Here is a 21,404-nt window from a genome sequence, read left to right on the forward strand (position 1 = left end):
CTAGAGATCTTTAGGGTTATTGTGAAGGGTCATTGTGAATTTTTGACTCATTGCCGCATTTGCCTCCGTTTTTTATGAGAAAGATCAAGGCAAAGGATAACGTTTTGTTACACTAGATACCAGAGTCAAGCACCGATAAGCATCCAGGAGAATCAGCCCTATGACCCTATCTCGCAAGCCCGTGATGATCGCTCCGTCCATCCTGTCGGCAGATTTTAGTCGCTTAGGCGAAGAAATTAAGGCGATCGACGAAGCTGGAGCCGATTGGATTCACGTCGATGTAATGGATGGGCGATTCGTTCCTAACATTACGATTGGTCCACTAATCGTCAACGCCATTCGCCCTTACACTCAAAAAACGATCGACGTTCACTTAATGATTGTGGAACCCGAAAAATACGTTGCAGATTTTGCCAAGGCAGGCGCTGATATTATCTCTGTTCATGCCGAGCACAATGCATCGCCTCACTTGCACCGTACTCTGGGTCAAATTCGGGAATTGGGCAAAAAGGCAGGCGTTGTTCTCAATCCTTCCACGCCATTGGAGTTGATTGAGTATGTCTTAGATCTCTGCGATTTGGTGCTGATCATGAGCGTCAATCCTGGCTTTGGTGGACAAAGCTTTATCCCAGGTGTCATTCCAAAAATTCGCCAGCTGCGCGAAATGTGTGATGAGCGGGGTCTCGATCCTTGGATTGAGGTTGATGGGGGTTTGAAGGGCAATAATACTTGGCAGGTTTTAGAGGCAGGAGCCAATGCGATCGTGGCGGGTTCGGCGGTGTTTGGGGCAAACGACTACGCTGAGGCGATCGCGGGTATTCGCAACAGTAAGCGTCCTGAGCCTGAGTTAGCCAGAGTTTAGCCCTCAACGGGTCAGAATCTTAGCGATCTTATAAAAAGAGAAAGTAAAAGTGGGGGAATGGCTAACTGTTCTCCCACTTTTTGGCGTTGCTGGATGAAAGTCTGAATCTAAATCAAAGCCCCTTTCCTCCAGAGAGATTGGTTAGAGCTATCTCACTGCGTTGCTAACTTGACCTAACCCCTAGCCCCTTCCCTGCGAGGGTAGGAATCAGATTTTCACCCTGCCCTGTCAGTCAATGCCCTTTCGGTTTTAATTGACAGGGTGGTTTTATAGCTAACAGATTATTTAATCAAAAAACTTGTGAAATTGCTGATTTAAGTCGTACCATAACAGACAGTTTACGGTACCAGACTAGTGCGATCACGCAATTGTCCTATCTAAATGCACTGAGTCTAGTGGACACAAGCTACCGCAAATAAATAAGCCTCAGCAATATTCCCTGTCTTAAAAGTAAGGAGATTTTTGATATGTCAATCATGAAGCGATGCATTGCCGAATTCATCGGCACATTTTGGTTAGTCTTTGGGGGTTGTGGAAGTGCCGTCCTGGCAGCCGTTTTTACTGGAGATAACCAATATCCTTTAGGAATCGGTTTTGTTGGAGTCTCCCTGGCTTTTGGCTTAACTGTGCTGACTATGGCATATGCGATCGGGCATATTTCAGGATGTCATTTGAATCCTGCGGTTTCCTTTGGTCTTTGGGCAGCAAAACGATTTCCCGCTTCTGAATTGTTGCCTTATATCGCGGCGCAGGTGTTAGGAGCGATCGCCGCGGCAGGCACGCTCTATCTCATTGCTAGTGGCAAAGAAGGATTCGCATTGACAGGTTCTAACCCCTTAGCCACCAATGGCTTTGGCGCACATTCTCCTGGCGGCTACTCTCTCTTGTCTTGCTTCCTCATTGAAGTCTTACTCACCTTTGGATTCTTGCTCATCATCCTCGGTGCCACCGATCGCCGTGCGCCTCAAGGTCTTGCTCCAGTCGCCATTGGTTTAGCGCTAACCCTAATTCACTTAATTAGTATCCCCGTTACCAATACCTCGGTTAACCCGGCGCGCAGCACTGGCCCTGCCCTATTTGCAGGTGTAGAACTGTTTAGTCAAGTTTGGCTCTTTTGGTTGGCTCCCATTGTAGGCGCGCTAATTGCAGGCTTTGTTTATTCCTCAATTTTTGACGAGTCTCCCATGAGTGAAGCTGAAAGTTACCGTGAGCCTGTCTAACCCACTTACTACTAGATCTCAATGAGTCAGTCCAAGCTTCTTCAACAAGCTTCTTCAATTAGAAGCCCGACTCACCAGAATCTTTTGCAAGCGTCTCCAAGTTTCTGTGAAACTGGAGACGTTTTTTAGAGGGTGCTATCTGCCCGCAACTGAAGTCCTAGTTTGGGCTGATCGGTAACGATCGCCTCTACGCGCTCATTCTTCAAAAGTTTCTGCATCGTCTCAGCATCATTCACTGTCCAGACCCAAAACGGCATCTGTGCTGGAATAATTTTGCTTAGCACTAGTGAATCTACAATTTGCCAACTAGGTGCCACAAAGGCTACGCCCATTGCCTGAAGATACTGACCTAAAAATTCTTCTTCTGCTAGATCCAATAATGCTTGATGATCTATTAAAAATCCGATAGAAACTTTCAAAGAACTGCTCTCTTTAACGGCTCGAATGACACCTAGATAAAAAGATGTAATCACAAACTCATGCCCCGAAAGGTGACGCTGGAGTTGTTGTACCACTTCTGCTTCATACCCTGGTTCTTTAATCTCGACATCTAGCCCAATTCGCCCTTTACAGCAAGTGATCGCTTCTTCGAGGGTTGGCACATCCGAATCAAGGTAGTGAACTTCTGCGCATGTCAAAGCTTCAATGGGCTGCTGTTGAATCGCTGCATCGTGATGAATGATCAAAATGCCATCTTTGGTCGATCTGACATCCAGTTCAACTAGATCGGCTTGTAGGGCGATCGCTTCCTCGAAAGCAGCAATGGTATTTTCACGCGCAAGGCTTGAGCCACCCCGATGGGCAATCATTAGCGGGACTTTCATCGTCTTTCATCCAGTTTCATTTATTTTTGTCCAAGAGGGATAAAATAGGCTGAGCAAAAATTATAGATTGAGTGCGATCGCGTAAATCTAATCGCCCCAGCAAATTCCTAACATGATTTTTGCTCGTTCCTTCAGAAATATTGTCAGGGTGTCTGGCGTTCCAATCTTGAACCATGGCAACGGAATAACCCCATTAATCAAAGATTAGAGCAAGGCTATGAAATAGATACAAATGCTGCGATCGCTCATCTTTTAATAGGGATGCTTGGCATCCTAATGTGAATGTGGAGCAGGTACAGCATTAGACTAGGCAAAGTAGAAATTTATCAATGCCATGCCGTCCATTGTTCCTAAAACTCAAACAGTAAAACACTTTAGCCCCCTCCAAACCTGGTTCTGGTTGGGTATGGCTGGAGTGCTTTTTATTTCCCTTGCGCTGCGATTTTGGGGGCTGGAGCGTTTTAATGCTCTGGTTTTTGATGAGGTTTACTATGCCAAATTTGCTAGTAATTTTCTCAAGCGAGAAAACATTTTTACCGGACATCCTCCACTTAGCAGTTACATCATTGCCTTTGGCATTTGGGCAAGCGAGAAAATGCAGTGGGGTACTGTCAAAAATGAGTTGGCGGGCTTGCTGCTCTCTCCATTTAGCTATCGTTGGTTGAATGCATTAACGGGTGCCTTTATCCCGTTATGGGTAGGGGCGATCGCCTATCAACTGACTCACCGCCATCGGTTTGCTCTCCTGGCTGCCCTCTTCATCGCTGCCGACGGACTTTTCCTCGTCGAGTCGCGCTATGCCCTCAATAATATTTACCTAATTACCTTCGGGTTGTTGGGGCAACTCTGTTTTCTGCTGGCACTACGGGCTCAATCTTGGCAACGCTGGGGCTGGCTGGCTGTGTCGGGGGCAGGTTTTGGAGCGGCAACAGCGATTAAATGGAACGGGCTAGGCTTTTTGCTCGGTGCCTATGGAGTTTGGGCGATCGGTTGGATCTTGCATTGGTTCGGCTCATTTTGGAGAGCAAAGGAGAATGGCGATCGCCACGAGATTTCTAAAAAGGTTCGGTCTCTCGCCGACCCCTCTCCCTTAGAAAATCTCTCCCAAATTCATCTAGGACATGTCCTCATCAACTTCGCGTTGATCCCAGCCCTAATCTACTATATAAGCTGGATTCCCTACATTCAAATTGATCCTAGCACTGGGTTTTGGGATCTCCAGCGCCAGACCTTGGATTACCACGAACGAGTCGGCGGGCTGACTGCACACCCTTATTGCTCATATTGGTACACCTGGCCTCTCATGCTACGCCCGATCGCCTATTTTTATCAGATAGTCAAATCTCCCAGCACAGGTGCTCAGGTCATCTACGATGTTCATGCTATGGGTAACCCGTTTCTGTGGTGGCTGTCAACAGCAGCGATCGCGGTTTGTTTGGCGCTGATGGTGCAGCGATTTTGGCTAGGATTAATCGCATGGCAGAACGCTTCATCAAGCGCACTTAGAACTTTACCCCAGTTAGGCATAAGAGGTTGGGCAATCATTTATTTGCTCACCAACTGGGCAGCAAACTTGTTGCCTTGGGTGCGGGTCACTCGCTGCTTATTCCTGTACCACTACATGGAATCCTTGATTTTTGCGGTGTTGGCGATCGCTCTCCTCGTCGATCATTGGCTACAAAGCTCTCAAAGCTGGCGCAACATGACGGCAACAACAGTCATTTGTCTGATTCTGATCGCCTTCATTTTTTGGATGCCGCTTTACTTAGGGCTACCGCTCTCACCGATGGAAATTCAAATTCGTCGCTGGCTGACTTCATGGGTATGACCTAATTCTGTTTGGAAATCAGCTATCTTTTCAAAGACTGCCCGATAAACAGGCTCTCCTTTATCTAAAGTGAATTGCTCGCGCTCGGTGGGCACAGGGAAGGGATTAGTCGCAAGCCAGGTTAACTCTGTACGAACGAAAGCAGGATGGGCTTGAAAGCGATCGCACATATCAACCTCCACGTCCTCCACATCCGACTGAAGCATCACCCTTCCTCCTGGAACCAAATATTGTGCCAATATTTCCACCACTTGCGGCTGCACAACCCGCCGCTTCTGGTGTCGTTTTTTAAACCAAGGATCAGGGAATTGGATGGTGGTGCAATGGAGCGCACTAGGCGGTAAAGACTCTAGTAACGGCTGCAAAGAATTGTTGGCATTGCAAAAAAGAAAATGCAAATTAGTCAAGCCTAATTCTGCCCGCACTGCATTTGCCTGATTCACCAGCGTTTCCCGAATTTCTATTCCCAAAAAATTCCACTCTGGTTGCTGCTGTGCCATCACCAACATAAAGTTTCCCCGCGCACAGCCGATGTCTAAATGCAAGGGCTGCTGTTTGGCATAAACTTGAGTCCAATTTGGCGGAGCAACAGGCTGTTTATATTTCCCGCTTAAAGGATTAACGTGCTGACGAACCCGGACAATTGACAAGGGAATGACTCCTCAGGGATATCAAGTGAATCTTAAAAACGAATATTCTATACAAAGTGTACGGTAGAGGAAAAGGACGATCCCCAAATCCTGTTTTCGCCCTATGAACCTAAACTTCCGCTTTGCTATTATTAGCGATCTTCATGTTGCTCTTCCTCAAACCATTTGGGAACATCCTGAACGCTTTCACCTGGTTGAAGTCAGCATTCTGGCATTAGAATTTGTCCTGGCAAAACTCGAACAACTCAACCTCGACTTTCTGCTGATTCCGGGTGACCTGACGCAACACGGTGAACCGGAAAACCATCGTTGGCTAGCCGATCGCCTCTCAAAATTGCCCTATCCAGCCTACGTTATTCCTGGCAACCATGATCTAGTTGAACAATCTGCTACCGATCGCTCTATTGGAGCAGCAGAGTTTGCTGGATACTATCAAAAATTTGGTTATGCCGAAAACCGCCTCTACTATAGTCAAGCCCTTCTGCCAGGAGTACGGCTGATTGGATTAAACTCCATTTTTTTTGACGATCAAGGTAAACAAATTAGCATGGGTCGCATTGATGCTGAACAACTGGATTGGCTGCGAAAGACGCTAGCAGATACAGTTGGCGAAATGGTTTTAGTGATGATTCATCATAATGTCGTAGAACATTTGCCAGGACAGATGCTCAGTCCTATGGGAAGACGCTATATGCTACAAAACGCCTCTGAGTTGCTGGAGATTCTTCAGCAGTCAGGCGTGCAGCTTCTATTCACAGGGCATTTACATATCCAAGATATTGCTCAGCATCAGGGGATCTCTGAAGTTACGACGGGATCGCTCGTCAGCTATCCTCATCCGTACCGAATTTTGGAGCTTCGGCAAAATGAACAGGGCGATCGCCAACTTAAAGTTGAGTCGGGGCGGGTTACCCATCTGCCAGGCTGGGAGGATTTACAGCACTTTTCTAAAGAATGGATGGGCGATCGTTCTCAGCCCTTTATGACCAAGCTCCTCACCCAGCCACCGCTCAACCTTACGCCTGCCGCCGCCGCCAACCTAGTTCCAGATCTCAGATACTTTTGGGCAGCGATCGCCAATGGCGATTCCACCTTCAGCTTTCCTCAGTTTCCTGATCCCATCAATCAATATCTGGCTCGCTTTAGTGCGATCGATCAAGAGGGCAACCCTCGACTAATTGACAACTCCACTGTTATATTTCTATAGCTTGTTAGAATCGAGTCAACAGATCACAAACATAAATTGACAGCGATCGCCTAAAGTCAGTATAGTTATAGACTGTGAAAACCTAAGGTCACCCACGTAAAAGGCACAACTCGTCCCAGCCCATGCCAACAATTCAACAGCTTATCCACAGCGAACGCCAAAAAACCATCAAGAAAACCAAATCCCCTGCGCTGAAGAGTTGCCCCCAGCGTCGCGGTGTTTGCACACGCGTCTATACTACCACCCCTAAAAAGCCTAACTCAGCCCTCCGTAAAGTTGCACGGGTGCGCTTGACCTCTGGCTTTGAAGTTACTGCCTACATTCCAGGAATTGGGCATAACTTACAAGAACACTCCGTCGTCATGATTCGTGGCGGTCGGGTCAAAGATTTGCCGGGTGTTCGTTACCACATTATTCGTGGAACCCTTGATACCGCTGGAGTCAAAGATCGTAAGCAAGGTCGCTCCAAGTACGGTGCAAAACGTCCGAAAGCTGCTGCTGCCAAATAGCGTAGATAAGGCGCTCTCACCGCTTTATTCAAAAATTGGCTCCCTGCTTGCAACGCTACGGCTTAAGCCGTATGGGAAAGTAGGGACTTTATCTATGTAATCGTTCAAATGTCTGTTCTCAACTTCGATTGAGGCAGCGTAGCACTCAGTAGAAAATACTTTCAACGCCAAGGGTTAAATAATTATGTCTCGTCGTACTAAAGTTCAAAAACGTCCAATTATTCCTGATCCCGTACATAATAGCCGTCTCGTCACAATGATGGTGTCCCGCCTGATGAAAAGTGGCAAGAAGTCACTGGCGTTTCGCCTGATCTATGACTCTTTTGAAATCATCAAAGAGCGCACAGGTTCAGACCCTTTGGAAGTGTTTGAACGCGCCGTCAAAAATGCTACTCCCTTAGTTGAAGTCAAGGCTCGCCGTGTCGGTGGTGCAACCTATCAAGTTCCGATGGAAGTTCGTACCGATCGCGGCATTGCTCTGGCACTTCGTTGGTTGAGCCAGTTTTCGCGAGCACGCGCTGGGCGAACAATGGCAGGCAAACTAGCAAACGAATTCATGGATGCTGCTAATGAAACAGGCAGTGCCATTCGCAAACGTGAGGAAACTCATCGGATGGCAGAAGCAAACAAAGCATTTGCTCACTATCGCTACTAATTCTTAAAGTCTCCACCCTAGATTGGGGTCAAACGTATAAGATCGAGAAAGATGCGGCACTTTGCTGCATTGCTGAGTAAGGAGGTCACTGTGACACGCACTATCCCGATTGAACGGGTTCGGAATATTGGTATCGCTGCACATATTGATGCAGGCAAAACAACAACGACAGAAAGAATTCTGTTTTATTCCGGCGTGGTTCACAAAATTGGTGAAGTTCACGATGGTACTGCTGTAACGGATTGGATGGAGCAAGAGCGTGAGAGAGGGATCACGATCACGGCGGCTGCCATTACCACCAGTTGGAACGATCACCGCATCAATATTATCGATACTCCGGGACATGTAGACTTCACGATCGAAGTTGAACGTTCTATGCGTGTATTAGATGGTGTAATTGCTGTGTTCTGTTCGGTGGGTGGCGTTCAGCCTCAATCTGAAACTGTTTGGAGGCAAGCCGATCGCTACAGCGTACCCCGGATTGTTTTCGTTAATAAGATGGATCGCACGGGCGCAAACTTTTACAAGGTGTATGGACAAATTCGCGATCGCTTGCGCTCTAATGCAGTACCCATTCAGCTTCCTATTGGCAGCGAAGATACCTTTAAAGGCATCGTTGATCTAGTCAAGATGAAAGCTTACTTCTACAAAAACGACAGCGGCACTGATGTAGAAGAAACGGACATTCCTGCTGATATGGAAGATATTGCTCAGGAATATCGCCTAAAACTGATAGAATCGGTTGCTGAAACTGAAGATGCGCTCACTGAAAAGTATCTAGAAGGGATCGAACTCACTGAGGCAGAGATTCGACTAGGGCTGCGAACTGGCACGATCGCCGGAACCATTGTCCCCATGGTCTGCGGCTCTGCTTTTAAGAACAAAGGTGTTCAGCTGCTGCTAGATGCTGTGGTGGATTACTTACCTTCACCTATCGAAGTCAAGCCAATTCAAGGCATTCTTCCTGATGGCACGACTGCGACTCGTCACGCCGATGATCATGAGCCGACTTCTGCTTTAGCATTCAAAATCATGGCAGACCCCTATGGTCGCTTGACCTTTGTTCGGGTCTACTCTGGGGTTTTGACTAAGGGTAGCTACGTCTACAATGCTTCCAAAGACAAGAAAGAACGAATTTCGCGCTTAATTATCTTGAAAGCAGACGATCGCCAAGAAGTAGATGAGCTTAGAGCCGGAGACCTAGGTGCAGCACTGGGACTGAAGGACACCTTCACAGGTGACACCCTTTGCGACGATACTAACCCGATTATTTTAGAATCCTTGTTTGTTCCTGAGCCTGTCATTTCGGTAGCGGTCGAACCCAAAACTAAGCAGGACATGGAAAAACTCTCCAAGGCGCTTCAGTCTCTATCAGAGGAAGATCCAACCTTTCGGGTGCATGTTGACTCAGAGACCAATCAGACTGTGATTGCGGGTATGGGTGAACTGCACCTAGAGATCCTGGTGGATCGGATGAAGCGCGAGTTTAAGGTAGAAGCCAATGTTGGCGCACCTCAAGTGGCTTACCGCGAAACGGTTCGCAAATCTGTTCGGGCGGAAGGCAAATTTGTCCGTCAGAGCGGCGGTAAGGGACAGTATGGTCACGTCGTGATTGATCTAGAACCTGGGGAACCGGGAACAGGCTTCGTCTTTGTCTCTAAAATCGTAGGCGGTGTTGTTCCCAAAGAATACATCGGTCCTGCGGAACAAGGGATGAAGGAAGCTTGCGAATCTGGTATCCTAGCTGGTTATCCGGTGATCGATCTGAAAGCGACAATGGTAGATGGTTCGTTCCACGACGTTGATTCTTCAGAAATGGCGTTTAAGATTGCTGGCTCAATGGCCATCAAGCAAGCCGTAATGAAGGCATCACCTGTTCTATTGGAGCCTACTATGAAGGTTGAAGTTGAAGTTCCCGAAGACTTCATCGGCAACGTCATCGGTGACCTTAACTCCCGTCGGGGACATATCGAAGGTCAAGACACCGAGCAAGGCATTGCCAAGGTTACAACTAAAGTACCTTTGGCAGAAATGTTCGGATATGCTACTGATATCCGGTCTAAGACTCAGGGTCGGGGCATATTTACAATGGAATTCAGTGCTTATGAGGAAGTTCCTCGTAACGTGGCTGAAACCATCATCGCAAAGAACAAAGGGAACGCATAGTTCAGTAAATGAGGAACGGATAGACACATGGCACGCGCAAAGTTTGAACGGACAAAACCCCACGTTAACATCGGCACTATTGGTCACGTTGACCATGGTAAAACAACCCTGACAGCCGCTATCACGATGACCCTGGCTGCTCTGGGACAGGCTCAAGCTCGTAAATATGACGAGATTGATGCTGCTCCCGAAGAGAAAGCACGGGGTATTACGATCAATACTGCCCACGTGGAGTATGAGACTGAAAATCGTCACTACGCCCATGTGGACTGTCCTGGACACGCTGACTATGTGAAAAACATGATCACCGGGGCGGCTCAAATGGACGGCGCAATTTTAGTGGTTGCTGCAACTGATGGTGCTATGCCTCAGACCAAAGAACATATTCTGCTGGCAAAGCAGGTGGGTGTTCCTAGCATCGTCGTTTTCTTGAACAAAATTGATCAAGTGGATGACGAAGAATTACTGGAATTGGTTGAGCTAGAGCTGCGCGAGTTGCTCAGTGACTACGATTTCCCAGGTGACGACCTGCCCATCATTCGCGGTTCAGGTCTGATGGCACTAGAAGCCGCTGTCAAGAATCCTAAGTTGGTTAAGGGTGATAACGAGTGGACTGACAAAATCTACGACTTGATGGAAGCTGTAGATAGCTTTATTCCCACTCCTGAGCGGGATATCGATAAGCCCTTCCTGATGGCGATCGAGGATGTCTTCACGATTACAGGTCGAGGTACCGTAGCAACGGGTCGGATTGAGCGGGGCAAGATCAAGATCAACGAAGTGGTCGAAATCATCGGCATCAGAGATACGCGGGAAACTACCGTCACTGGAATTGAGATGTTTAAGAAGCAGCTCGAAGAAGGATTGGCAGGTGACAATGCGGGACTGTTGCTTCGCGGCATTAAGAAAGAAGACATTGAGCGTGGCATGGTGCTGGCTAAGAAAGGCTCGATCAAACCACACACTCAGTTTGAGGGTGAGGTGTATGTGCTTCAAGAAAAAGAAGGCGGACGTAAAACTCCTTTCTTCCCCGGTTATAAACCTCAGTTCTATGTCCGGACTACAGATGTAACAGGTTCTATCGTTTCATTTACCGCAGATGACGGTAGCGCGGCTGAAATGGTGATGCCTGGCGATCGCATCAAAATGACGGTGGAGTTGATCAACGCGATCGCCATTGAACAAGGGATGCGTTTCGCTATTCGGGAAGGCGGTCGTACCATTGGTGCGGGCGTTGTTTCCAAGATTCTCAAGTAGGCAATTCTAAACAATCATCAGCAGTTTAATCGGCTGCTGATGATTCGTTCTTTTCTGAACCTCGACAATTCAAATTCATCATTCAGTAACTCCAATGGCAGCTATCCAACAGCAAAAAATTCGTATCCGCCTCAAAGCTTTTGATCAACGCATCCTCGACACATCCTGCGAGAAGATTGTCGATACTGCTAATCGCACTAACGCTACAGCGATCGGACCTATTCCGCTTCCAACTCGTCGCCGAATTTACTGCGTGCTCCGTTCTCCTCACGTTGACAAAGACTCTCGTGAGCATTTCGAGACTCGCACTCACCGCCGCATTATCGACATTTATCAGCCTTCTTCTAAAACGATTGATGCGTTGATGAAACTAGATTTGCCCGCTGGTGTTGATATTGAAGTGAAGCTTTAAAGATCTTCTATTAGAATCTGCGATCGCAACGTCCAGACTCTTTCGATCGATACGTTAAACTTAAAAGAGTAGAGTGTCATTCATTGACATCTACTCTTTTTTAATACTCGATCGAAAATAAATCCTCAAAAAACATAGTTCTATCCTCCTTCAAGTCCTTTAAGCCGATCAGAGTTGCGATGACATTTTCTCAATCAGTTGCAGTCCGCGAACTTCCGTTATTCCCGCTTTCCGAGCTAGTTTTGTTCCCAGGTCGGCAGCTTCCTCTTCATATTTTCGAGTTTCGTTACCGAATTATGATGAATACCATTTTACAAAGCGATGGTCGCTTTGGCATCTTGATGGTTGATCCCACTGACGGTAAAGTGGCAAACGTGGGCTGCTGCGCCGAGGTAATTCAACATCAACGTCTACCCGACGATCGCCTTAAAGTGATGGCAGTTGGACAACAAAGATTCCGGGTTTTAGAGTATGTTCGAGATAAGCCTTACTACGTGGGCTTAGTCGAGTGGATTGAGGATTTGCCAACTGACCAAAACCTGCAATCGCTGGCTACCGAGGTCGATCAACTTCTTCATGATGTCGTTCGCCTTTCCGGTAAGCTGACTGGACAAGAAATTGAACTTCCCGACGACATTCCAACCCTACCTTTGGAGCTTTCGTACTGGGTTGCTGGTAATCTTCATGGGGTTGCCCATGAACAGCAAGCCCTTTTAGAAATGCAAGATACCGTTGCTCGGCTAGAGCGAGAAAGCGAAATTCTGACTTCTACTCGTAATCATTTGGCGGCACGCACGGCCTTGAAAGATGTGCTGAGCGATGACGATGACGATGATTTGGATTTCCTAGATCGATGAGCTAATTGGCGCAAGGTTATAGCTACCAAAGGTCTTGATGGTTTCCGTATAGCTCTGGAGTTCAACCAGCGCTGACTGAACTGAGGTATTTTGGAAGCTTGCTTCTAGGTCAATAAAAAAGAGATAGTCCCCGAGCGATCGCTTGGTGGGACGGGACTCAATGCGGCTGAGGTTGATTTCCCGTGTTGCAAAGATTTGGAGTGCTTTTACTAATGCCCCAGGTTGATTTGCCAATAGGCTGAAAGCTAAAGAACTGTGACTTCCTGCCAAAGAAGGCTCTAAGCTAAGAACCCAAAAACGAGTGCAATTATCGGGGCGATCGTTGATTCCTTGCGCCAACATCGGCAATCCATAAATTTGAGCCGCCCGTTGGGAAGAAATTGCCGCTGCCGTTGCGTCTTCAGCTAAATGTCTCAGCGCCTCAGTTGTGGAATTGGCGGGAACTTGTTGAGCGTTGGGCAAGAATTTTCCGAGCCATTCTTGGCATTGAGACAACGCCTGAGGGTGAGAGTAAACCATCTGAATTTCGTCAAGAGATGGAGCCACAGAGAGCAGAGCATGGGAGATCGGCAAAACTAGCGCCTGTTGAATTTGCAAGTTGTCTAGTTGCCAAAGTGTGTCTAGCGTAAAGGTGACTCCTCCCTCGATCGAGTTTTCGACCGGAACGACAGCGATATTGACTTGGCGATCGACAACGGCTTGCAGGGTTTGAGCAATGCTGAGATAGGGATGTAGGGTGATATCCGAGTGCGGTAAGGTTTTCATGTAATGAATGGCAGCGCTCTCGGCATACGTTCCAATAGGACCTAAATGGGCGATCGAGGTGGGCATAGTTTAGGTATATGAAGAGAGATGGCAAAAGTGTAACCCAAACAAAGACTCCCTAATCTTCGTTCAAAAAAGATTAGGGAGAAATAAAATAATTAGCTAAAGGCTTTAGACTGCAAAGTTTCTGGCTCCCAAGGTGCTTGCTGTCACACCTGTTAAAGTGGCAAGCGTGGTCAAACCAGAACCGGTAGAAACCTGCACCAGAGTGTCACTACCGGATTGGCTGAGTGTGACAAAGCTACTAAACGATCGCCCTGCACTGATCCGGTTCAGGTTGATAGAGTCTCGATTGGCGGCAAAATCTGTGATGGTATCGCCACCGTCTTGCAAACTACGGTACTCGAAAACATCTCTCCCGCGATTGCCAGTCAGGCGATCGGCACCTAGACCTCCCACAATTAAGTCATTGCTTAAGCCACCTGAAATGATGTCATCTCCGGCAAAACCAACTAACGTATCTCGACCCTGTCTCCCAGTGAGAATGTCGTTGCCGCCGCCGCCTTTAACAAAGTCGTCACCCTCACCGCCGTCTACGATATCATCGCCACTGCCGCCCCTAAGCCGATCGTTGCCCCGACCACCACTCATCACGTCGTTGCCAGCGCCGCCAATCAGCAAATCTCGACCCCGCCGACCTTTAAGGATGTCATCTCCTTCGCCGCCCTCCAGTCGATCGTTGCCTAAACCTCCATTCAGAACGTCACTAGCTGCACCACCCAACAGCCTATCATTGCCACTTCGTCCTCTGAGCGTGTCTCTGCCTGTCCCCCCTAAGATGCGATCGTTGCCTGCACCGCCGTCTAGCAAATCGTTGCAGCCGAAACCTCTAAGGCGATCGTTGCCATTTCTGCCAGAGATTGTATCTTCAATGCCATCGGCTCCATCCAGCTTATTGTTGCCATTGGTGCCATTGATGGGAGTTCCAGGAACACAAACCTCTTCTCTATCCGACGGCTCAGGCGACGAGCCAGCTGCAAATGATACCGTTCTCCGATCGCTGGTTGCACCCCGACTGTCGGTTGCCGTGTAGGTAAAATTGGTTCCCGAAAAGCCCGTTCCTGCCCTAAAGAATAGCTGTCCAATTTGCGTCGAGTTGAGGTTTTGTCCAGCAGCGACTGGAACGCCAGTCTGGGCTGGATCGCCTAAGAACAAAGTGCCTTGACTGACAGAAGGAATTGTTGTGATGGTATAAAAGCCAATACCATCAGGGTCGGTGGCGGTTAAGCCCGCGATCGCAACAGTGCCACCCGCAACTACAGCAGGAGGTGTAATGGTTGGGACAACAGGAGGGGTATTGCCAGCCTGTACCTCATTGTCGAAGTTAGTAACACTGATATCGGCAGGATCAAGGGCAGTATAAGCAGGATCGGTTGACGTAAAAGTAGTCGTAATAGTGTAAGGAATATTGCCATCTGCGATCGCATCATCCACCGGGATAAGCGAAAAGACTTGGGGCACATCCCAATTTGCAGATGTGAAGGTAAGGGCAGGCACTGAGACTGTCCCCTCAGTAGTATCTGTGCTAAGCAAGTTCAGGGTTACATTGCTGGTAGGGCGAGCGCCTAGCACGACGCTAACAGTCTGAGCAGTGCCACCTTCAAGGGTTGTAACACTCGAAACTCCCGTGACTGGATTAGTCGTTACCCCTGTCCCCGTAAAGCTGACTCCGGGCTTCAATGTTGTAATCTTGAGGTTACGGACTTCGTGAATGTTAGTGCTAGCTCCAGTAGAACTGGCAAATCCAGCTTTGAAGCTTGTCGGGACAACACCATTATTTACTCGCAAATCGTAATCAGGTAGCGTTTCTCCAGCGTCCGTAAAATCTCCATCGTTATTAAGGTCGACCTTAACGCTTAAAATTCCACCTGTTGCACCGATTATCGGGGTGATGTCAATCTGCGCCCTTTTTTGAGCCGCATCTCGGGTGGTAGCAGTTGCATTGTCAATGCCAGGAGACAACGTATTTGTTCCAATCAAATAGGGGTAACCTGTGCTTTCGCGTCCTCGAACTGCAACTGAGTCAATTTTTCGACCGCCAACAGCCTCTCCAATACGACCTTCGGTTGCGCTAGAAAAGTTGCCAAACTCGTCTAACCCAATGCCAACATAACCCCCTTCTATGCCAGCAATGGGCGCGAGAGTTGAAGGATCTATACTGTTGGCATATCCCAATGAGCCACCGTATCCCCCAGACGTAATGGGTCTTGTCTCGGCAGCATCGATCAGGAAAAAGCTAATGCCATCTGCACCCGCACTTCCGTTGTAGGCGAAGAAGTCAAAGGTGATTGATAGACCTTCAGTAGCAGAAAAAGGTTTGTCATAAAGCACAAACGTTGCCTGGTTATTGGCATTGCTGGTTAAGCGAAGCGCACCATTACCAACGATATCGGTTCCTCCTCCGGGCAAACCGCCTGGAGCAGAGGGGGCAACAGTCGTTCGTGCAGTTAAAAAAGGTTGGTTGGAGACAACGCCGCCGATCGTGCCTGTCTCGAATTTCCAGGTTTTTTCGGTTACATCAGCATTTCTAAACGTCTCTTCCAGCAGAACGCCTAGAACACAAGCATAGGCTTCTAGCGCTTCGGGTTGGAAAATAGGGAGTGTACAAATTTCTCCAATGGTAAACTCTAGTTCCCAATTGCCGCCTAGCGCCGCGCTGCCAGTTAGGTTGGTTGATGCAGCGATGTTAGCCTGAGTTAGCGCACTCAGTTTTTGTACAAATTGTTGACCAATGTCTCCAGCCGCAACTTTGCAACCATAGAGCAAGATGTTGGCATTGGAAGTAAATGCCTGTTGCCAATCTTGGATCTGGTCAGCATAAATATCTTCTAAAGTTTCTGAATTTAGTTGAGTGGAACCTAAGTACACTCTCCCAGAGCTTCCGTGGGAGAGAATATGAAGACTCTCAATATTATCTCGTGCTGTTAATGCTTTAGTGATTTGCTCAACACCATCTTGATCGCGATTAAGAACAATAACTTCTGCTTCAGAGCAGAGGTTTTCGACAAGATGCTTGTAATCATTAACAGTTGAATCAACCAGGACTAGAGTCAAGGGGCTTGTAGATGTCATAGGTGATTACCACTAGAGATGCAACCAGTAAATAAGAATACTGGATATCAAGATAATTTAATCAGTTGAGATAAAAACAATCAACAAATTTAGCGATGCTGATCAGAAAATTTTCTGCGTCAAGTACCTCAAGTAGTACTTATCAAAGGGTTTAATAAGATCTGGAGCGAGTTTTCGGTAATCCATAAATGGTGAGTTTAAGATGTTAAATGCTATGAAATCACTGAGGTTGAATGTAAAAAACCTGCCTCTTAAGTTGTGGTTTTCTATGGTTTGTATTGAAGTTGCAGAAGAACTTTGCTTCTCTCTCTCCGTACAAGCACGGTTTAAAGATTTCTTGAGACTTTTTCCTAGGACTTTATTGTTTGACTTATTTCCTTAAAGCAAAAGCCTCTAGGAAATTAATCTTCTAGAGGCTTTTGCTTTAGCAAGTTTACTGTGAACTGAGGTGTCTTTAAGCGACTACAAAGTTAGAGCAGGTTATAACGGAAGCGTTAATATTTTTGAGCGTGGCGATCGCTCCAAACACCGTTCCGGCTCCTGCCCCATCCAAGTCAACTCGCACTTCTGTGTTCGCGCCTACTTGCACCGTTTGAATATATTTGTGGTACTTTGCATCGGGCGTTGCTCCGGTAAATTCAGCACGAGCAAAAACTGAGCGGATATCAATGACATCTCGCTGAGTTTCAAAGCGCTTGATCAGATCGTTCCCTTCAGACGCTAAGCCACTAAAGACAAACATATCTTTGCCTCTGCCACCTTTGAGCATATCCTTCTTTGCCCCGCCGATCAGAATATCAGAACCATTGCCGCCCACCAGAAGATCTTTACCGCCACCGCCGATCAGCATGTCGTTGCCACCGCCGCCTTTGAGTTTGTCTTTACCTGCTCCACCCATTAAGATGTCGCGTCCGGTGCCGCCAATGATCATATCCTTGCCCTGACCGCCATCGAGGCGATCGCTACCGCCCCCGCCTGATAAACGGTCATTGCCATTCATTCCCTTAAATTCATCTTTGCCCTTACCACCGCTCAGGCTATTACTACCGCCACTGCCAGTCTTCTTAGTTCCTTTTTTGCCCTTAAGCGTAGGAACTGCCAAAGCTGTACCGAAGACGCACTCCTCTCCCAGTCTGAAGGAGCTAATTGCACCTGCGGCGATGCCGTTGCCTGCCAAATCCTTGATGTCGCTACGGTTCAACGTTAGCTTATAGTCACCTGCAATGGTAACTCCGGCAATGTTGGTCAATGCCCAAGTTTTACCACCGTCAGCAGTGGTGAGTTTTGCCCCTGATAAAGATACAGGTGTCTCAACGCCATCTGCACTTCGGGTCAGTTGGAGGTCAGAAACATCAAAGTTAGTGACAGGCTCGGTGAACTGAATTGCAACAGTATTAACGCCAGCCTGCGTGGGCGTAACAGCAAGAATCGCACCTGTGGGGGCAGTTTTGTCAATAGTTACAGCCTTCGTAGCGCCGCCTATGCCACCTGTACCACTGCCCCCGTTATCTATGCCTGAGTTGCCTTGTTTATCTCTAGCCGTGACCAGGATATCGAAGCCACCTTCGGCAAGAGGGGCGATCGTATTGTCGGGGATGAACCAGGTGCCATCGCCTTTGTTAGTAGCTTGATAAGTCACCCCGCCGATTTTGACCTCGACGACTGCGTTAGGGTCATCAATTTTTCCGGTTAAAGCCGGGGTGGTGTCGTTGGTTTGGAGCGGAGTAAAGGTGACTTTAGGGGGGAGCGCGTCAATGGTGACGGAGAGCGGTGATGAAGCAGGGCTAGTGTTACCTGCTGCGTCGATCGCCTTCACAGTAATGCTGTAGGTGTTATCTGCCAGCAGAGTTGCGGGAGTTAAGCTCCAATTTCCAGAGCCGTCAACTGGAACTTTGCCTAAGGATGTGGTTCCAGCAAACAGTTCTACCATCGTTGCATCCAACGGAGCAACACCATTAAAGGTAGGAGTATTATCGCTAGTCACGTTGTCTGTATTAGAAGCGCCTGTATCACTGCTATCTACTAAATTAGGGGCAGTAGCAGGAGCGGTAGGAGCAGTACTATCAATGGTGATATTGAGCGGTGCGGCGGCAGTTCCCAAGTTTCCTGCGCCATCTTTTTGCCTGGCAGTGAAAGGATGTACGCCATCTGCGATCGGAGAGACGGGAGTAAATGTCCAATTACCAGAGGCATCAGCAACGACTTCACCTAGCTCGGTCGTTCCGTCGAACACGACCACAGTGGTATTGGGGTCAGCTTTTCCGGTGATCGTAGGCGTGCTGTCTTGAGTCAGTTCGTCGGTGTTGGAGGCTCCAGTATCGCTAGCATCAACCAAGTCTAGGTTGAAAGGAGTTGCAGGAGGCGCGGTGATGGTCAAGGGCAAAGAGGTTGACACTGCTCCCGTATTACCTGCTGCATCGGTGGCTATTGCCGTAACAGAGTAAGTACCGACTAAGAGTGGGCTGCTAGGAGTAAATGTCCAAGCCCCTGAACCGTCGGTAGTTGTTGTTCCTAAAGAGGTTGTTCCATCAAACAGTTCAACCGTGCTGTTGGGTTCAGCGTTGCCTGTGATAGTAGGGGTATTGTCGCTAGTAATGTTATCAGTATTAGAAGTGCCGTCGTCACTTGCCTCAGTGAGGTCTAAACCTCCAGGTGCAGCAGGTGCAAGGGTGTCAATGGTTATAGTTAATGGACTGGAAGCTGCGCCCAAGTTGCCTGCCCCATCTTTGGCTTTGACTGTAATAGGATGGGCACCCTCGCTCAGGGGAGTACTGGGGGTGAATGACCAGTCGCCATTCCCATCGGTTGTGGCTGTGCCTATCAAGATGCCATTGTCGAAGAGAGAAACTTCGATACCTGGATCTGCTTTACCAACAATAGTCGGTGTGTTATTAGCAGTGAGGTCATCGCTGGTGGAAACGCCTGTATCGCTAGGTGTAACTAAGTCGAGGTTGAAGGGAACTGTGGGAGTTGCAACAATGGTGATGAGTAGCGATGTAGAGACAGGGCTAGCATTTCCGGCGGTGTCGGTGACAATAGCGGTGATAGGATGAGTGCCGGGAGCTAGGGATACGCTGGGGGTAAACGTCCAGAAACCGCTTCCATCTGATGTTGTGGTACCGAGCGATGTTCCATTATCAAATAGTTCAATCGTGCTGTTAGGGTCTGCTGTCCCGGTGATGGTAGGGGTAGTGTCACTGGTGATGTCATCGGTGCTGGAGGTGCCGTCGTCACTTAAGGCGATCAAGTCTAAGCTGCTAGGTGCACTAGGAGGATCTACGATGTCGATCGTGACTGAAAGAGGGCTAGAAGAAGGGCTGAGCTTGCCTGCCCCGTCTGTGGTTTTTATAGTAATGTCGTAGGTGCCATCGGCGATCGTGGTGGCGGTTAAAGTCCAGTTTCCAGATGCATCGGCAGTGGTGGTGCCTAGGAGAGTAGTACCTGCAAATACGCTGACAGTGACGTTGGGAGCAACAGTTCCAGCGAAGGTGGGGGTATTGTCACTAGTGATATTATCAGTGTCAAGAATTCCTGTATCGCTGGTTGCAAGTAAATCAGGAGTAGAAGGCTTAGAAAATGCAGCCAAAACACTGGCTAAAAAGCTTGAATCAGCAGCAAGGTTATAGGCATAGAAGAAAGTAGTCGATCCTCCAGCAGCAAGGCTATCAATTTTGTAAGACAGTGATACCGCTTGATCGGCTGTAGTTGAAGATGAAGTAGTAGCGGTGAAGCCAACTCCATTCCAACCATCTGAAGCATCTCGGTTGGAAAATCCGCCATAGGTGACACGGGCTTGTGGATCGATGGCAGCAAGAGATAGGGTGCTGCCGTCAGGCTGCGTTGCCGTAACTTGTGCTAGATCAGTAGAACCATTGGGTTGAGAGACGATTGTATTAGTTGTGTCAAAGCTACCGTTGATAGACTGGTTATTATCTGGATCGACGTTATGCATCCAGTAGATTGGAGTTGTAATGTTCGACCCTGATGTATTAGTCAGAGTTGTCTTCATAAGGATGAAAAGACCATCCTCTGCCACTGTAAAAGTCCGGTCTACTTTCACTCCAGCAACGCTACCAGACCAATTAATTTCAGCCGCAGGACTTCCTAGAACAGTGACTCCATTGGTGACACCAGTGATTGAACCCACAACTTCGGCAAGCGATCCGGAAGTATTATTGCTGTAAGTTGTACCCCCCACTTCTAGGGTGAATCCTTCTTCGGGATCGCCAGGAGTGAAGAAATCGCCATCAAAAGTTGCCCAGCCATCTTTTCCAGAATCGGCGATAAACCCCATTAGACCTGTACCTGACCGGGTGGGTTGCCAGCCTGTTGGTATGCCTGCTCCGCTGGCTCCAAAAGTGCCGTTGGCTCTTAGACCCACCTGGATAAAGCTGCCTCGAGCGTATGCCTCAGCGCCCACTTGAACAGATTCGATGACAAAGGTGTAAGCGTAGGTTTCTAGCAACTTTGTTGAGAAAGCCAGGGCTGGAGCAATTTCACCTGTTTTGAAGTCTAAGTTCCAGTTTCCGCCTTGGGTGGCACTCCCGACGAATGTAGTAGATGCTGCTATTTCTGCTCTCGTCAAATACTGAAACTTGGTGATGAATTCTTCGCCTGCATCTCCGGCAGCTACGTTACAACCGTAGAGAAGGAGTTGAGGTTGAGTAGTGTTAGCAAACCAAGACTGAAGCTTTTCGGTGTAAGTATTGAGGTTGCTGAGATTGAGTTGGGTATTGCCCAGGTGAAGACAACCGGGAGCGCCGTGGGAAATGATGTGGAGGGTGTTCGCCTTATGCCGCTGCTGTGCCTCGGTAATTTGTTGAATGCCATCCTGCTGAGAATCTAAAACCAACAGCGCTGCGCCATTTACGACGCTCTCAGCAAGCAATTGAAAATCTGCAACTCCTGAATCAATGACAACTAAGACTTCAGTAGCAGTGGGGGTGAAACGAGAAACGTCTGACATTATGTAGGCTCCGTAGGCGCTAGTTATGAGGAAATTAAGAATCAGGAAATAGAGGGAAGAGATGCCTGCCATTAGATTTATCAGCTAGAACCCA

General features: G+C 48.1%; 15 protein-coding genes. 10 read left to right on the plus strand and 5 right to left on the minus strand.

Features of this window, described 5'->3' with window-relative positions; translation table 11 throughout:
- Positions 1 to 160: 160 nt before the first annotated feature.
- Together KME11_08035 and aqpZ are read left to right on the plus strand one after the other, a co-directional pair.
- Positions 161 to 862 carry a ribulose-phosphate 3-epimerase gene (locus KME11_08035; protein ID MBW4515159.1) on the plus strand — a complete coding sequence of 234 codons (702 nt, stop codon included), beginning with the start codon at positions 161 to 163 and terminating at the stop codon, positions 860 to 862.
- 467 nt (positions 863 to 1,329) lie between these two features.
- Positions 1,330 to 2,082, plus strand: coding sequence for an aquaporin Z (gene aqpZ / locus KME11_08040; GenBank protein ID MBW4515160.1), 753 nt, complete (start codon positions 1,330 to 1,332; stop codon positions 2,080 to 2,082).
- Positions 2,083 to 2,207: 125 nt separating this feature from the next.
- On the opposite strand, the gene KME11_08045 is transcribed toward aqpZ, so the two are convergent.
- The gene (locus tag KME11_08045; GenBank protein ID MBW4515161.1) at positions 2,208 to 2,906 is read right to left on the minus strand and encodes a glycerophosphodiester phosphodiesterase; all 699 of its coding nucleotides are present in this window, start codon (positions 2,904 to 2,906) and stop codon (positions 2,208 to 2,210) included.
- A 334-nt stretch (positions 2,907 to 3,240) separates the two neighbouring features.
- On the opposite strand from KME11_08045, the gene KME11_08050 reads away from it, so the two are divergent.
- Positions 3,241 to 4,734, plus strand: coding sequence for a phospholipid carrier-dependent glycosyltransferase (locus tag KME11_08050; protein MBW4515162.1), 1,494 nt, complete (start codon positions 3,241 to 3,243; stop codon positions 4,732 to 4,734).
- On the opposite strand, the gene trmB is transcribed toward KME11_08050, so the two are convergent.
- Complete coding sequence (gene trmB, locus KME11_08055; GenBank protein ID MBW4515163.1) at positions 4,701 to 5,384, minus strand: tRNA (guanosine(46)-N7)-methyltransferase TrmB; 684 nt, start codon at positions 5,382 to 5,384, stop codon at positions 4,701 to 4,703. The genes KME11_08050 and trmB overlap by 34 nt on opposite strands.
- Before the next feature lie 103 nt (positions 5,385 to 5,487).
- Between trmB and KME11_08060 the strand changes: the two genes are divergently transcribed.
- The 7 genes from KME11_08060 to KME11_08090 all read left to right on the plus strand — a co-directional run bounded on the left by KME11_08060 (position 5,488) and on the right by KME11_08090 (position 12,447).
- Positions 5,488 to 6,591 carry a metallophosphoesterase gene (locus tag KME11_08060; protein ID MBW4515164.1) on the plus strand — a complete coding sequence of 368 codons (1,104 nt, stop codon included), beginning with the start codon at positions 5,488 to 5,490 and terminating at the stop codon, positions 6,589 to 6,591.
- 122 nt (positions 6,592 to 6,713) lie between these two features.
- Entirely contained in the window at positions 6,714 to 7,100 is a 387-nt protein-coding gene (gene rpsL, locus KME11_08065; protein MBW4515165.1) for a 30S ribosomal protein S12, read from the plus strand.
- A 184-nt stretch (positions 7,101 to 7,284) separates the two neighbouring features.
- On the plus strand, positions 7,285 to 7,755 hold the full coding sequence (rpsG, locus tag KME11_08070; protein ID MBW4515166.1) for a 30S ribosomal protein S7: 471 nt from the start codon (positions 7,285 to 7,287) through the stop codon (positions 7,753 to 7,755).
- A gap of 90 nt (positions 7,756 to 7,845) precedes the next feature.
- On the plus strand, positions 7,846 to 9,921 hold the full coding sequence (fusA, locus tag KME11_08075; protein MBW4515167.1) for an elongation factor G: 2,076 nt from the start codon (positions 7,846 to 7,848) through the stop codon (positions 9,919 to 9,921).
- A gap of 27 nt (positions 9,922 to 9,948) precedes the next feature.
- Complete coding sequence (gene tuf / locus KME11_08080; GenBank protein ID MBW4515168.1) at positions 9,949 to 11,178, plus strand: elongation factor Tu; 1,230 nt, start codon at positions 9,949 to 9,951, stop codon at positions 11,176 to 11,178.
- A gap of 94 nt (positions 11,179 to 11,272) precedes the next feature.
- Positions 11,273 to 11,590, plus strand: coding sequence for a 30S ribosomal protein S10 (gene rpsJ / locus KME11_08085; protein ID MBW4515169.1), 318 nt, complete (start codon positions 11,273 to 11,275; stop codon positions 11,588 to 11,590).
- A gap of 179 nt (positions 11,591 to 11,769) precedes the next feature.
- Positions 11,770 to 12,447 carry an LON peptidase substrate-binding domain-containing protein gene (locus KME11_08090; GenBank protein MBW4515170.1) on the plus strand — a complete coding sequence of 226 codons (678 nt, stop codon included), beginning with the start codon at positions 11,770 to 11,772 and terminating at the stop codon, positions 12,445 to 12,447.
- On the opposite strand, the gene pheA is transcribed toward KME11_08090, so the two are convergent.
- The 3 genes from pheA to KME11_08105 form a co-directional block, all read right to left on the minus strand.
- Positions 12,436 to 13,278: a prephenate dehydratase gene (gene pheA / locus KME11_08095; GenBank protein MBW4515171.1), complete on the minus strand. Its 843-nt coding sequence runs from the start codon at positions 13,276 to 13,278 to the stop codon at positions 12,436 to 12,438. The two genes, KME11_08090 and pheA, sit on opposite strands and share 12 nt — an antisense overlap.
- Before the next feature lie 105 nt (positions 13,279 to 13,383).
- Entirely contained in the window at positions 13,384 to 16,344 is a 2,961-nt protein-coding gene (locus KME11_08100) for a DUF4347 domain-containing protein (protein ID MBW4515172.1), read from the minus strand.
- Between the two features lie 454 nt (positions 16,345 to 16,798).
- The gene (locus tag KME11_08105) at positions 16,799 to 21,310 is read right to left on the minus strand and encodes a DUF4347 domain-containing protein (GenBank protein MBW4515173.1); all 4,512 of its coding nucleotides are present in this window, start codon (positions 21,308 to 21,310) and stop codon (positions 16,799 to 16,801) included.
- Between the last annotated feature and the right edge of the window lie 94 nt (positions 21,311 to 21,404).

The organism is Timaviella obliquedivisa GSE-PSE-MK23-08B, from assembly GCA_019358855.1.
GTDB classification, from domain to species: Bacteria; Cyanobacteriota; Cyanobacteriia; order Elainellales; family Elainellaceae; genus Timaviella; species Timaviella obliquedivisa.

Excerpts from the sequence above, each read along its gene's own strand:
- KME11_08035 (MBW4515159.1), top strand. The coding sequence starts at position 161 with ATGACCCTATCTCGCAAGCCCGTGATGATCGCTCCGTCCATCCTGTCG.
- aqpZ (MBW4515160.1), top strand. The coding sequence starts at position 1,330 with ATGTCAATCATGAAGCGATGCATTGCCGAATTCATCGGCACATTTTGG.
- KME11_08045 (MBW4515161.1), bottom strand. The coding sequence starts at position 2,906 with ATGAAAGTCCCGCTAATGATTGCCCATCGGGGTGGCTCAAGCCTTGCG.
- KME11_08050 (MBW4515162.1), top strand. The coding sequence starts at position 3,241 with ATGCCGTCCATTGTTCCTAAAACTCAAACAGTAAAACACTTTAGCCCC.
- KME11_08060 (MBW4515164.1), top strand. The coding sequence starts at position 5,488 with ATGAACCTAAACTTCCGCTTTGCTATTATTAGCGATCTTCATGTTGCT.
- rpsL (MBW4515165.1), top strand. The coding sequence starts at position 6,714 with ATGCCAACAATTCAACAGCTTATCCACAGCGAACGCCAAAAAACCATC.
- rpsG (MBW4515166.1), top strand. The coding sequence starts at position 7,285 with ATGTCTCGTCGTACTAAAGTTCAAAAACGTCCAATTATTCCTGATCCC.
- tuf (MBW4515168.1), top strand. The coding sequence starts at position 9,949 with ATGGCACGCGCAAAGTTTGAACGGACAAAACCCCACGTTAACATCGGC.
- rpsJ (MBW4515169.1), top strand. The coding sequence starts at position 11,273 with ATGGCAGCTATCCAACAGCAAAAAATTCGTATCCGCCTCAAAGCTTTT.
- KME11_08090 (MBW4515170.1), top strand. The coding sequence starts at position 11,770 with ATGACATTTTCTCAATCAGTTGCAGTCCGCGAACTTCCGTTATTCCCG.
- pheA (MBW4515171.1), bottom strand. The coding sequence starts at position 13,278 with ATGCCCACCTCGATCGCCCATTTAGGTCCTATTGGAACGTATGCCGAG.
- KME11_08100 (MBW4515172.1), bottom strand. The coding sequence starts at position 16,344 with ATGACATCTACAAGCCCCTTGACTCTAGTCCTGGTTGATTCAACTGTT.
- KME11_08105 (MBW4515173.1), bottom strand. The coding sequence starts at position 21,310 with ATGTCAGACGTTTCTCGTTTCACCCCCACTGCTACTGAAGTCTTAGTT.